Here is a 13,687-nt window from a genome sequence, read left to right as displayed (position 1 = left end):
ATGGCGGATAAGATCTTAATGAACAAAAACACCCTGGCCGCCTTGAAAATAGAGCTGAGGGAATACAACACGGCCCTACCCGTCTTTGAGATGAAGGAACAGCAGTTGAAGGAGGTAGTACAGACTACGGAAAATAATATTATTCGGCTGAAACGGACCATTGAGACGACTGATGCGGAAACAAAAAAATGGGTGGCCGTGATGGCCGAGGAGACCATTGACCTGTCCGAATTGGTAAAAGTCAATGAAGTTGTCACCGAAAAACGGGAAATCGCTGGAGTAACCATAGAGACGTTTAAGGACATCGCGTTTAAGGAAGTGGAGGTAGATCTTTTCAATACGCCACTTTGGATCGATGCCGCCCTAGAGGCGATACGGGAGCAAAAGACCAACAGGACCTTGGTGGAAATCGAAGAACGAAATTTGGAATTGCTCAAGGAAGAACTTGCCGAGGCCCGCCGGATGAAAAATGCATTAAAGGAAGTGTTTATACCGGAAACCCAAGAGAATATTCGAAAAATTGAAATCTATCTGGGCGATGTAGAGCGACTGGCCATAGGCTGTGCCAAACTGGTAAAAAAGAAGAAACAGGAAAAAAAGGCCATGGCATGATCGTTCGGATGAAGGAAATACTGCTCTTTACCACCGCACGTTCCGTGGACGAAACCATTCGTGTGCTCGGAAATCTCGGAGTGATGGACATCAAGGAAATTGACCGATCGCCCAATGGAATTGCCGAAAGGCGATTGGTTTCGCTCAATAAAACTGAAAATGCAATTTCCTCCCTTAAGGAACATTCAAAAAAGAAAAAAGATACCATCACCCGGGTAAAATATCCAGCCAAGGATCCCAAACAGCTTGTAGAGCGCGTATTGATGACAGAAGAAATTAAGCGAAGATGTAAAGACCGACTTGATGAGCTCTACCTACAGTTGGATTGGTACAAAACCTGGGGCGAAAAGGTAAACGTAAAGGACTTTGAGATCCTTAGGAAAAAAGGGATTTACATTCGGCTCTATCTTTTGGGCAAATCAATGATACCCAAAGTGAAGGAAGACCATACCGTCGTAACTTTCCCTGAACAGAACGGGAAGATACCGACGGCATTGGTTACTCAAAACGAACATGAAAAATTAAATCAAAAAGAGGTAGTCCCCCCGAAATTATCTCTGGGGTCCATACAACGACAGATTAAAAGGAAAAAACGGCAATTGACCGAAGTAGAACGTTTTTTGGATGATCAAACCGAACATCTGCACTGGCTGGAGGAATACCGCATATTGTTGAAAGACCGATTAGGTATGCAACAGACCTTGGGAGGTATGGGCGACATTGATGGCAAGTTGAAATACCTTAAAGGATATATACCTTGCGATTCCGTAGATGATTTCGTTGCAAAAGCGGAAGAGAACCATTGGGGTTACCACATCACCGAGCCTGAAAAACCGGAAGAGGTACCGGTCTTCATCAAAAATCCCAAGTGGATCAGTATTATCAACCCGGTAATGAAATTTATAGATATCGTACCCGGATACAAGGAAGTCGACGTCTCCATTTATTTTTTGGTGGCCTTTGCCCTATTTTTTGCCATGCTTGTCGGTGATGCAGGATACGGCTTGATCTTTCTATTGGTTACCTTATTCCTTCGTAAAAAACTAACGCCCCAGATGCAGATCTTGGTCTATGTTCTCAGTGGCACGACCATTGTTTGGGGAATACTTAGTGGCACCTATTTTGGTGCCGAGGAGATAGCCGCCCTTCCCTTTTTCAAGAACTTGATCGTTGAGGAAATTGCCAGCTTCGGGTTCGATAATGTTTCCTTTATGATGCATCTCTCGTTCCTGATAGGGGCCATTCACCTAACCGTGGCCCATGGAATTCGCGTTGCCCAGTTTATCAACTCCATACGGGCCCTTAGTGAAATAGGTTGGATCTTTTTGGTGTGGGGGTTGTTCTTCTTGACCGAGCAATTGGTACTGGGCAAGACTATGCCCATATGGGGGCCTTGGCTATTTATAGCGGGAGTAGCCTTGGTTGCTCTTTTCTCGGTCGAAAGCAAGAACTTTTTGAAAAGCATGCTGGTTTCATTGGCCAATTTGCCGTTAAGCTTAATTAGTGGATTCTCCGACATTGTTTCCTACGTACGACTTTTTGCGGTAGGTATGGCAACGACAGCCGTTGCGGCGAGTTTCAACAATATGGTGTTGCCCGAAGGGATTACCGATATGGGGCTTTTGGATTTGTTAATGGCGGCCATTGCATTGCTCTTGGGGCATGGACTCAATATTGCCCTCGCCCTCATGGCGGTTATGGTACATGGGATACGCCTGAATATGCTGGAGTTTGCAGGGCATCTTGGTGTACAGTTCTCCGGCGAAGCCTATAAACCGTTTACACTGGTTTCCCAAAAAAGCGTAGTAGAACCAGAAAAGATGGAACCGGCCCCAACATTATAAAAAAATCATAAAATTATTAAACTATAAAATCATGGTAGATATGGCAATTTTAACAACGACGGTAACAGGATTGGGCGATATGGGAATGTCCTTGGGCATTGCCGCTATAGGGTCTGCAATAGGAACCGGAATAGCAGGTATGGCCGCTATCGGGGCCTGGAAGAAAATGATAACCAGTGGACAAAAGGCGGCTACTGCCCTGCTCATTTTTGTAGGTGCCCCACTTTCCCAGGTTATCTATGGCATGATTCTCAAAAACGCCATCGCCGATGCCGACCTGGCACCTGACTCCTACCTCTGGCAAATCATTATCGGTCTGGTTGCAGGGGCGGCCATGGCCGGTTCGGCCATATTTCAGGGAAAGACAGGGGCACGGGCCTGTGATGCTATTGCATCGGGTGCCAATGATACGGCAAAATACATCATGATTATCGGTATTGTGGAAACGGTAGCCCTTTTCGTCATGATCTTTACCATGACCGGGTTGCCTACCACCTAATCCAAGTCGATACATATTTTAACTTTTAGATTTTTTTTAGTACCCATATGGTATAATGTCATGTTTTATCTAACCCATACCCACTAGATTTATGCCTTAGGATATATTCACCCAAAGCCTTCCACTATGAAGATATTGGTTATCGAGGACAATATTGAACTTCTGAAGGACATCAAAAACTTTTTGGAAGTGGAGGGGAACATTTGTGAAATTGCCCATACTTATAAATCGGCGTATAGCAAGGTAGGTTATTTTCCGTATGACATTTTGATAGTCGATATTGGGTTACCTGATGGCAATGGGCTTGATATTATTAAGGAGGTAAAGAAAGAAAACATTGATGCGGGCATCATCATTATTTCTGCCAGGAACGCGGTCGGTGATAGAATACACGGATTGGAAATAGGCGCGGACGATTATTTGACCAAACCTTTTTACTTGGCCGAGCTGAACGCCCGGATCAAAGCATTGTACCGAAGGAAAGTTTACAATGGAAGTAGGGAAATCTTTTTTAACGAAATCAAGATAAAGCCGGACAGCCATGAAGTCTTTGTAAACAATCACCTTTTGAACCTTACCAAAAAAGAGTTTGACATTTTCCACTTTTTTGTGGTGAACCGGCATAGACTTTTGACCAAGGAGGCGATAGCGGAACACCTTTGGGGCGACCATATTGAAATGGCCGATTCCTTTAATTTCATCTATACCCATTTGGCCAATTTGAGGAAAAAAATTGCAGGATCGGGAGGGAGGGACTATATTAAGTCCATCTATAGTGTAGGATATAAATTCACCGACCGCGAATGAACTTAGTTAGGAAGACCAATACATATTACCTCATATTTCTGGCTTTCCTTTTTCCGATTATGGTTACGGTAGATTATTATCTCATCCAATACATTGTCAATAGCGAAGTGGAGGAAATATTACTTCATGAAAGTGAACGGATCAACTTTCACCTCGTCGAAGAAGGTACATTTCCCGCTTCCAACTATTTGTTCGAGACTACACCCGTTAGTGAGGACATCGCATTTTCCCCCAAGTTTAAGGATACCTTGTTCTACGAGGCCTATGCCGATAAACGCATCCCTTATCGCACCTATGAGTTCATCGCACAAGTCCATTCACAAAATGTGCGGATTTCGTTGAAACATGTTCTTTTGGAAATCAATGAATTGATCCTATTGCTTTTTGTAACCACAACATTGGTCTTATTGGTTTTGGTAACGGGATTGTTTTTCATCAACCAAAAAATATACCGGTGGGCGTGGAGTCCATTTTTTAAAAACCTTACGACCCTTAACAATTACGATGTTGCCCAAAAACAATCTATTCATTTGGAACCTTCCAATATTTTGGAATTTGAAGAGCTCAACAAGGTGGTCACATCATTGATAGACCAAGTGAAAAAAGATTTTCAAAATCTAAAGGAATTTAACCAGAACATTTCGCACGAGATACAGACCCCTTTGGCCATTATCCGTAACAAAATTGTATTGCTCCTGGAAAGCCAAAACCTTGATTCAAAAGAATTGCAATGGGTACAGGCCGTTTATCAGGAAACCAATAAACTATCAAAAATTGAAAAGTCCCTGACCTTGATTTCCAGAATAGAGAATCAGGAATTTAAGCGGTTGGACAGTGTTGATGTTCGCCTCCTTATAGAGAACATCATGAACAACATGATAGAAATGATTACCTTTAAAAAACTAAAGGTAAAAACCAATTTGAATCCTGTTAAGATTAAATGTGATCTTGTTTTAGCGGACATCCTCTTCACCAACCTGATTAAAAATGCCGTACAACACAATCATGAAGGGGGCTCTATAGAAATGTTTCTGAGCGAGGAGAAATTTGAGATCATCAATACTGGGGACGAATCGCTGATAGAAACCGCGCAATTGTTCAATCGTTTTCAAAAGGGAAATGCATCAAAGGAATCCCTGGGTCTGGGTTTGGCCATAAATCAAAGAATATGCGAACTTTACGGGTTTCGTTTGGATTATAATCGCCAAGGGCGAATACACACGTTTTCTTTGTTTTTTCAATAGACCATGTCTTGTTGACAGCAGTTGGAATGGTATTACTAAGAATAGCCTATCATTCCCGTCTCATTAAATTCATCGTTCAATAAATTAGGAATCAAAATAAAATCATTCACCGCGATAAACTAACTTTACCGTCCGTTGATAGTTTCCATGGGATAGGTTGGCTAATCCTTCAACAGCATAATAAACAGATTTAGAACTAACTATATTGCGTTTCACAAAGATCAAATGAGCAAAAGAAAAATAATATTGAATTTATGTACAAGCCTCGATTCTTTCATTGAAGGGGAGAACGGTGAGATTGATTGGTGTTTAACAGATCAGGATTATTCGATGACGGCTTTTTTGAACCGGATCGATACCATTTTTTTTGGACGAAAAAGTTATGAGCAATTGGTCCAGGAAATGCCCAATGCGTTTTCTGACAAGAAGAAAGTGGTGTTTTCCAAAACACTGAAGAATATAGATGCCCATTCAAGAATTATAAGTGGAAATATTGAAAATGAAGTACGGGACCTAATCAACGCCCCAGGGAAGGATATTTGGCTTTTTGGTGGAGCAAACCTAACTACGACGATGCTAAATCTAAACCTTGTGGATGAACTGATGATTTCTGTACATCCCTTACTACTTGGAAAGGGAAAACCTTTGTTCTCCGCTATTGAAAGGAGAAAAAAGCTGAGACTAACGGACACGAAGACTTTTTCCACCGGATTGGTGCAATTATATTATACAGTAGAAAAGGAATAGTATATACATCACCTTAGCTCGGCAATTGTTAGCTATTTTGAAGGAATTCAATTGGTTACAGTAGAATCTCACGACACTACCTCAAGTAATATTTTACCACCCCCGAACAAGACTAAGCCTTTGGCAAAAACACCTCAGCCATCATACAGCGGGCACTTCCGCCTCCACATGTTTCGATGGTATCCAACGGACTGTGAATAATGTCACAATGTGTTTGGATAGCCTTGATTTGATTAGGTTTTAGACTTTTAAAAGCCGCTGAGCTCATTACCATAAAGCGTTGGTCATTTGCGCCGATTACTTGCAGCATATTACCTGCAAAATGGTGCATCTGTAGTTCCGTGATAGGAATAATTTCCTTACCGTCCTTTTTTAGATGCTCAACAACGTCCTTACGTTCTGCTTTGTCATCGATGGCATCTAGACAAATCACTGCAAAATTCTCTGCCATGGCCATCATTACATTGGTATGGTAAATAGGGAGGCGTTCTCCCCGTACCGTTTGGTTGGCCGTAAAAATGACAGGAAAACAATCAAAATCCTCACAGAATTCTATAAACAATTCCTCATGCGCTCGCTCGGATAAAGCGCAATATGCTTTTTGGTGGACCCTATCCTTTAGAATGCTTCCCGTACCTTCCAAGAATATTCCCTCCTCCTCTGCGGAAGTATAATCCAAGATATTGTTAATTCTAAAACCGTTGGCCTCAAGAATGTCAAAAATATCCTCGCGCCGTTCCCTTCTTCGGTTTTTGGCAAACATGGGATAAATTGCAACGGTACCGTTGGCATGAAAAGACACCCAGTTATTGGGAAAAATGGAGTCCGGAGTGTCCGTTTCTTTTTTGTCATCAACTACTATAACATTCACACCTTTACTGCGCAGAATAGTTACAAAATTGTCAAATTCCTTTTGTGCCCGAGAATTGATGGTTTGGTCGTTAAGCTCCAAATGCTCCATAAAATAATTATTCACAGCGGTTTGTTCGTTCATACGGAAGGCAACCGGCCGAATCATCAAGATAGTATTTGTAACCTGTGTCATAGTGTATAAATGGAATACCTGAGCGATATTGAGATTATGTAGACCCAAGGGGCTAAATTATGATTTTTCTCAGGGTCTTTCATCCTATTTAAACAAAAAAAGACAACCTTTGCCTGCAAGGATTAAAGACTTTTTTCATTAGTAAATCAATGCCATGTCCGGAGAAACCCGTCTAAAAAAACTGATCAATGAAATGGATCCCAGACTTAACCCTGGGGAGTATGTGTTTTCAACCGTAAGTACGACCGATACTATAGACCGAGCCAATATTTTATGCGAATTCAAAGAACAAGAAGGTATTACGGTTATCCTGGAGCGTACCCAGGCCGAAGCCTATGGGCTAACTTATGAATTTGTTGCCGCTTGGATAACCCTCAACGTACATTCCGCTTTAGAAGCCAAGGGACTTACGGCTAAAGTGGCCACGGCCCTGGCCGAGCACAATATTAGTTGCAATGTGGTTGCCGGCTACTACCACGATCATCTTTTTGTTCCCCATGCAGAAGGAAATAAGGCCGTCGATATTTTGAAGGCCTTGTGCATGGGTTAGATAACAGGCATTTTTAGAAGTATTTGGAAATGGCTATCCGCAGAAAACTATCGTCTCGAAAGTTCGAAAGAATCAGCTCATTTTCATCGATGGCATTAAAAATCCGGGCCTCTGCTTCCACAGTCCAAGTGCTTCCAAAACGTCGGGAAGCCTCCAGACTAAAAATTTTACTACTGGATTCCAAATCAGTAATACCTCCTATTAAAATGGAAGTATCCGCGTTGTCATTGAACGCGATTCGGCTACCAAAGAATACATCGTTCTGAAGGGCGGTCAAGGCCAGTTCGTCCCTTTCATCGTACAAGTACTCTCCCAGTATGCCTATATCTAAACCATTCCCATCTATATTGCTAAACGTATATTCCAGTCCTGCTGCCAGTGCAAAAAAATCCTGGGCTTCGGCATGTCTGTAAATAGATTCCAATTTCCACAGAAAAGCATCATGCGTAGCCTGAAGCTCCAATCCGCTCTGATGGATTACGGGATAAAAGGAATTGATAGCACCTGATGGTTCGAACAAAAAAAGTGGTTCCCTGCCATTACCATAGAAATGCGAAAGTCCAACGTCAAAAATCCCGAAATAATGTTTCCATCTAAACGCAAAATCCTGCCGCCATTCCTCGGCGCCACTTTCGTAACCCAAATCATCTTGATTGATGACCGTTCCAAAGCGCAACCTACCCGCTACCCCGGGAAATGTGCGCTTACGGTGGTAGGGCAGATAAAAGAAATCGAATGTTCCCCATGAATTTGTAATCCAACTGAACTGCACCATAGGTTGTCCTAATTTTTCCTCTCCATCAAAGGTCTCCACGGCATCGGTCTGATTGATGACGTCCACCAGATGATTGCTCTCTATAACACCCCAATACACCTTTTTCAATCCTACGCTCAATTCCCAACTCCCTTTTGCCTTTTGGTAGTAGAGTTCACGGATGTCCCAATGCGTACGCTCGTCATCTCGATCAAGTCTAAAGAAACCTTTTGCATTGATACTTTCATAGCCTTTGTTCCAGGAGGCGGAATACTCCGGTCGGAAGGCCAGAGAAGGATAGTGCGCTTCTTGCCCATCAAACTGGCCAGGGTCAAAAAAATACCGATACTCGGCTTCTATTTCCAACTCAAGGTCATGTTCCACTTTTTTTTTGGCATCATCATTTTGAGCAAATCCATATGTAAATCCTATAAGGCAAAGAATGCCCAATACCTTCCTGTTTTTCATCTGTACATATTGAAGTAAAGGCAGGCCCAAAATCATGATACCATTAGTATTTCCGGTGGAACCGATAAAGGTATCGACCAACATCATTTCGACCTGCCTTGCTAAATTTATCTTCCTGCCCGTTGCAAAGCTACTTGGGAAAAGTCGTCTTCAGAAAGAGCGACCCCAAAATCATAATCACTAAACTGCAACAAGGTTTCCTTGTTACTTTGATGATTTACCATATTAAAGGTAGCCGCACGCCAAAACTTGTTTTTGTACAATTTATAGTCACTATAGGTCAGGGTCTTTAATAGGGCATTTTTCCTATCATAAAATTCCACTTTTTCAATGCGATATCCTTTGTCCTTATTATAGGTAACTATACGACGTGTATAGCCAGATTTGGGGTCTACGGGATCCTGTTCCACCAATAGTAAATTCCCTTTTGCCTCCAAAAACTTATAGGTGTATTTCTCTACTTCCTGGGAGGAAAGGTCCTCGTAGGCAAATTCACTTCCCACAAAAGGACCGGATTTGTTATTGGATGAAATTCGCTTTACCCTTTTGATGGAAGGCAAATACAGCCATTGATCATCGGAACCCACTTTATGGGTATAGGTCAAGGTAGCGGTTCCCTTAACATCCTTTGGGCTGCCAAATGCGATAAGCGACTTGTCGCCATCTTCTGTTAATTCCAAAGTTCGGGTGGTCATGGTCCGCTCACTGGTCTGTCCATTTTTGTTTTTCAAGACCATTTTAAGCTCCACAGAAGAACTTCCAAATCCCTCATCGGCAAGTTCTGCAGCTTTGGCTATTTCCAATCCACGTTCTTCAGGTGTTTGGGCAAAGGCCAAACTTATTACGGAAAATGCAGCTAAGGTTAAAATCGATTTTTTCATTTTTGTATGATTTATGTTTAAAGTGAGTACTATTTGTTAAGTTTTAATTCTGGCTTCAATTGATTTGGTATAGCTTCAACCGCTTCATCTTTTCTGCTAGACAAAATCAAAAGAGCGGGAAGCAAGAGAAAATCAATAATCAATGCGGCGGTAATAATGATGACCGTAATTCGGGCCATGTAACTGTTCAGGGCAAAGGAAGATGTTGAAAGTACCGCAAACCCGGACAACAATACCACGGTAGTGGTGACCAAAGCACGGCCCACGGTCTCAAAGGCATAGATTACCGCTTGTTTGGCATCATATCCCAATTCCCTACGTGCCCTTAGAAACTTGCTCATGAAGTGCACGGTATCATCTACGATGATGCCCAAGGTCATTCCAAATACAATGACCATCCCTGTGTTGATTTGCCCTTTATAAAGCGCCCAAATTCCAAAACCTACCAAGACCGGGGTTACATTGGGAATAATACTTAAAAGGCCAAGTTTAAAGTTGCGCAGGGCCAACATCAATACTAATGAAATGAGGATCAGGGCGATAATATTTCCATTGAACATACTGTCTGCCTGCCTAAACCCCAATTTGGAGAACATCATGGTAGGACTAACGCCAATGGAATGCATGGGCTCCTTCGTATTGTTTCTCAACCACTCCTCTGCCCGGGCCGAGAAGGCAATCATCTCAGCGCTGGAAATATTCTTTAAAGTAGCCGTTACCCGTGTTTCTGATTTATCCACATTTATCTGGTTGTTCAAATCCAGACCAAAAGGCAATGACAACTCATATAACAGGAGAAATTGTGCCGCTTCTTGCCGATTGTCCGGTACCCGATAATAGGTTTGGTCGTCCCCGTGCATTGAACGATTTACCCTTCGGGCCACTTCACTAAAGGCATTCACGTGGACCACCTCGGATTGGTCATTTAGCCAATCCTCAAAAGCATTTAGTTTTTGGAGATATTCCGGATTGTTGATTCCGCCACTTTCGCCACTTCCCACTGAGAATTCCACATTGTAAAAACCGGTAAGATTATCGTTTATAAAATCACTATCCCTTCTAAACTGTACCGAATCATCAAAGTATTCTACAAATTCGTCATTAAATACATTTAATGTCGCCAAATAAGTAAGGCCGGCGATAACGACAAGGGAAATTACTGCTAAACGAGCCGGTTGCCTGGTCACAAAAAGACCTAATTTGGTATACATACCTATCTTTTCCTCTTTTTTGCTTGCCACTTTTTTCCTCCAAAGGGGAAAGATGGCCATAAGTGCTGGCAAAGTGGTGGTGGAATAAAGAAATGCCATGGCCATACCGAACGCCGTAATGTTCCCTAAGTGCCAGAAAGGGGGTACATCACCAAAATTCATAGTCAAAAATCCGATAACGGTCGTGAGGCTTGTAATAAAGACAGGCATAAAATTAAGACGCATACTTTCTACCAGAGCTTCTTTTTTACCCATCCCGTCCTTACGAACCTTTTGCAACATGGTAACAAGGATATGGATACTATCGGCCACAGCAAGGGTGAGTATCATTGTTGGAAATACCGCTGAGGGAGGGGTAAGCTTTATTCCAGTAAGGCCAATGAAACCAACAGCACTCATAATAGAGAACAGGACCACTACAAGTGTGGAAAGGGTGGCAAAAAAGTTTCGAGTAAGTAAAAATGTAACGACTACAACAATGAGTAGCATAATTCCGATAAGTGCCAAATCGCTTTGCGAAGCTTCAAAAAACGCCGTGTTCAGTGGAACCAAACCTGTAGTGTACACTTTAAATTGAGGATGTTTCTCCTTGAATTCGTCCACCATTTTTCGAGTAGCCACGGTAACCTCGGGAATCTCAGCAGCACTGTCTACCCCAGGTAATCGTACCGTAACATTGATTGCGGTAACACTCCCTTTTTCATTGATGATTCTGTGCAAAAGCAAGGGTTCTTTCAAGGCCTTTGCCTTGATTTCCTTAATCTCAGCATCTGTTTTGGTAGCCGATTCGTATGATAAATCATCCACATACAAATCATCTCCGTCGGCACTGGTATGCTGGAAATTGGTTACGGCATCTACCCTTGAAGAGTAAGGGGTATTCCAAGCGCTTGCCGTTAGTTCTTCAATAGCAACAAGATTTTCCCTGGTAAAAACCTCGCCATTATCAGGAGCCAAAACAATCACAATATTGTCGTCTTTGGTGTATTTCTCCTGAAGGGCATCAAAGGCTTCCAACTCCGGATTGGATTCGCTGAAGAAGACGTGATAGTCTCCATCAAATTCCATTTTTCCCTGGGAGGCCAGACCAAGGGCCAATAAGATAGTAAGCAGGAATACGGGCCATTTGAACTTAATGACAAATTCCGCCCATTTTTTGGCAAAAGTGTTTACGGAATTTCCCGCTTTTTTAAGTGCATTCATAATGTTTAGGTTTAGTAGTTGACCAGTCGCCTATTAATGTTGCGAACGGGTTTTAATAAAAATTGCATTCTATATTATAGTACTAAGACGATTAAATTCTGCTGATCTGGACAATTTTAAAATAAAATCTGTTCTTGTTTGAATATTTTATAATTGACCGGTCATCTAGTATCTTTCAAAAAAAATTATTTAAGCAAAATGGCTCTTACCATATTCATAAAATTATCAATGGGGTAGGCACTTTTCATTTCCTTCATAGTGGTCATCGCCCCTTTGCCGGCATCTTCAAAAAAAGCGACTATATCCGCTGCGTTCAAAGTGGAATCAATTTCCCCTAATTCCTGCGCCTCCTTCACAACAGCCGTGATTTGGGCTTGTACTAGAGTTTCCCTTTGAAGGATGGCTTTTCTAATGTTTTCGTTATGCTCGGCCATTTCGTTGCCCAAATTACAAGCCAAACATCCCATTTTACATTCCATTTCATTCTTTAGCACATTGCATCGGAATTCATGAAAATTCAGAAGACGTTCTTTCGGAGAAACTGTTTTGTCCAATAAAATTTCCTGTGCAGGGGCAAATTGGGCTTGAAAATACTTATCGATAGCCTTAATGGCAAAATCCTCCTTACTGTCAAAATAGAAATAAAAAGACCCTTTGGGGACATTGGCCGCCACTACAATATCATTTACACTTGTAGCATTGTATCCTTTGGACCAAAGCAATTCCATTCCCCTTTCCAAGAGATAGTCTGCCTTTATTTCATGTTTCAAAGTTTTATGCATCATTTTCAAACTCCGGACAAAAATATGACCACTCGTCTAGTAAACCAAAAAAACAGGTGTTAAAGTTTTCTATATGTCAAGAAATGACTACTCCGCCCAGGCCCATAGATAGTCTATCACCCACCCGACAAATTATTCATTGTATCAGCCCGTGACCTTACTTTGTAACAAAGAAAATAGGTCGTTATCTTTAAACTTAAATAGTGTATGGGATGTCCTCAAAATATCTAGGCAAATACAATGATGTTCCGTTGTTTTTGATATTGATACCCATTATCAATACCATCAACTATCATCTTACTTATGCTACGATCAGATGGGATTGGTATACCTATACTACGTACTCCATCGATACTGTAACGGGTTACATCGCCTGGTGGTTGATAAGACGTACCATTCTTTGGATGGATAGGACAATGCCCTACGAAAAGGCTCTGGTCAAACGGTTGGTATTGCAATTATTGATTACGAATCTAGTAGCCCAAGGTTTTATCATCTTGGCAACTGAAACTATAAATGCCCTTTTTGGTGAAGGACCCTTACCAACCGGTTTTTACACGTATAATTTGTTTATCTTCTTTATTTGGATATTGGTCATCAATGGTATTTATGTTGGATTTTACCTCTACGATCAATGGAGAATCGCCCAATCATTGCGCGAAAAGGACAAAAAACTACGCTCAAAAGGTTTTTCAGTAGTTCTAGGGAATAGCATAAAGCAAATAGCCTTTGAACAAATAGCGGTATTTTATGTAGAGGATAAGGCCACCTTTCTTAGAACCAAGACCGGGGAACAATTTGTTTTGGACGATTCCCTGAACAAGATTTTGCCTGAGTTGCCCGGAGAGATTTTCTTTCGATTAAATCGAAAATATATTGTGCATAGAGAGCAAATTAAAGGATATCGTAAAGAGGTAAATGGCAAATTGTTGGTTGAATTTGATTCTGGGCTATCCATGGAGACTTCAATTGTAAGTAGAATTACTGCACCGGACTTTAAAAAATGGTTCAGTATTACGGCTCCTCGTTCTTAAACCATC

The 13,687-nt window shown here is 41.7% G+C and carries 13 protein-coding genes; 8 read left to right on the top strand and 5 right to left on the bottom strand.

The annotated features are described in order from the left end of the window. The 6 genes from D7Z94_RS15385 (at position 1) to D7Z94_RS15360 (ending at position 5,753) form a co-directional block, all read left to right on the top strand. On the top strand, positions 1-612 hold the full coding sequence (locus D7Z94_RS15385) for a V-type ATP synthase subunit D (RefSeq protein ID WP_120712482.1): 612 nt from the start codon (positions 1-3) through the stop codon (positions 610-612). Then, entirely contained in the window at positions 609-2,456 is a 1,848-nt protein-coding gene (locus D7Z94_RS15380; protein WP_120712481.1) for a V-type ATP synthase subunit I, read from the top strand. The genes D7Z94_RS15385 and D7Z94_RS15380 overlap by 4 nt, the downstream gene beginning before the upstream one ends. 40 nt (positions 2,457-2,496) lie before the next feature. Further along, positions 2,497-2,955 (top strand): V-type ATP synthase subunit K, encoded by a 459-nt coding sequence (locus D7Z94_RS15375; RefSeq protein WP_120713151.1) that lies wholly within the window; start codon positions 2,497-2,499, stop codon positions 2,953-2,955. A gap of 126 nt (positions 2,956-3,081) precedes the next feature. Then, on the top strand, positions 3,082-3,762 hold the full coding sequence (locus D7Z94_RS15370; protein ID WP_120712480.1) for a response regulator transcription factor: 681 nt from the start codon (positions 3,082-3,084) through the stop codon (positions 3,760-3,762). Continuing rightward, complete coding sequence (locus D7Z94_RS15365; protein ID WP_120712479.1) at positions 3,759-5,006, top strand: sensor histidine kinase; 1,248 nt, start codon at positions 3,759-3,761, stop codon at positions 5,004-5,006. Before D7Z94_RS15370 ends, D7Z94_RS15365 begins: the two co-directional genes overlap by 4 nt. Positions 5,007-5,231: 225 nt before the next feature. After that, positions 5,232-5,753 carry a dihydrofolate reductase family protein gene (locus tag D7Z94_RS15360; protein ID WP_120712478.1) on the top strand — a complete coding sequence of 174 codons (522 nt, stop codon included), beginning with the start codon at positions 5,232-5,234 and terminating at the stop codon, positions 5,751-5,753. Between the two features lie 112 nt (positions 5,754-5,865). Here D7Z94_RS15360 and ctlX read toward each other — a convergent pair whose 3' ends face one another. Continuing rightward, positions 5,866-6,798 carry a citrulline utilization hydrolase CtlX gene (gene ctlX / locus D7Z94_RS15355; RefSeq protein WP_120712477.1) on the bottom strand — a complete coding sequence of 311 codons (933 nt, stop codon included), beginning with the start codon at positions 6,796-6,798 and terminating at the stop codon, positions 5,866-5,868. A 154-nt stretch (positions 6,799-6,952) separates the two neighbouring features. Between ctlX and D7Z94_RS15350 the strand changes: the two genes are divergently transcribed. Next, positions 6,953-7,348 (top strand): ACT domain-containing protein, encoded by a 396-nt coding sequence (locus tag D7Z94_RS15350; RefSeq protein ID WP_120712476.1) that lies wholly within the window; start codon positions 6,953-6,955, stop codon positions 7,346-7,348. A 13-nt stretch (positions 7,349-7,361) separates the two neighbouring features. Here D7Z94_RS15350 and D7Z94_RS15345 read toward each other — a convergent pair whose 3' ends face one another. From D7Z94_RS15345 to D7Z94_RS15330, 4 genes are all read right to left on the bottom strand, one after another. Further along, positions 7,362-8,657, bottom strand: a complete 1,296-nt coding sequence (locus D7Z94_RS15345; RefSeq protein ID WP_147415910.1) for a hypothetical protein — start codon at positions 8,655-8,657, stop codon at positions 7,362-7,364. A 20-nt stretch (positions 8,658-8,677) separates the two neighbouring features. Beyond that, positions 8,678-9,451 (bottom strand): outer membrane lipoprotein-sorting protein, encoded by a 774-nt coding sequence (locus D7Z94_RS15340; protein ID WP_120712474.1) that lies wholly within the window; start codon positions 9,449-9,451, stop codon positions 8,678-8,680. Positions 9,452-9,480: 29 nt separating this feature from the next. Then, on the bottom strand, positions 9,481-11,865 hold the full coding sequence (locus D7Z94_RS15335; RefSeq protein ID WP_120712473.1) for an efflux RND transporter permease subunit: 2,385 nt from the start codon (positions 11,863-11,865) through the stop codon (positions 9,481-9,483). Positions 11,866-12,050: 185 nt separating this feature from the next. After that, entirely contained in the window at positions 12,051-12,635 is a 585-nt protein-coding gene (locus D7Z94_RS15330; RefSeq protein WP_158594649.1) for a TetR/AcrR family transcriptional regulator, read from the bottom strand. Between the two features lie 224 nt (positions 12,636-12,859). Here D7Z94_RS15330 and D7Z94_RS15325 point away from each other — a divergent pair, with 224 nt between their 5' ends. Further along, a complete protein-coding gene (locus tag D7Z94_RS15325; RefSeq protein ID WP_120712471.1) occupies positions 12,860-13,681 on the top strand; it encodes a LytR/AlgR family response regulator transcription factor in 822 nt (273 codons plus the stop codon). Positions 13,682-13,687: the final 6 nt, after the last annotated feature.

The sequence above is a fragment of the Ulvibacterium marinum genome, assembly GCF_003626755.1.
In the GTDB taxonomy this organism is placed as follows: Bacteria; Bacteroidota; Bacteroidia; order Flavobacteriales; family Flavobacteriaceae; genus Ulvibacterium; species Ulvibacterium marinum.
This window is presented reverse-complemented; position numbering and strand designations above follow the sequence as displayed.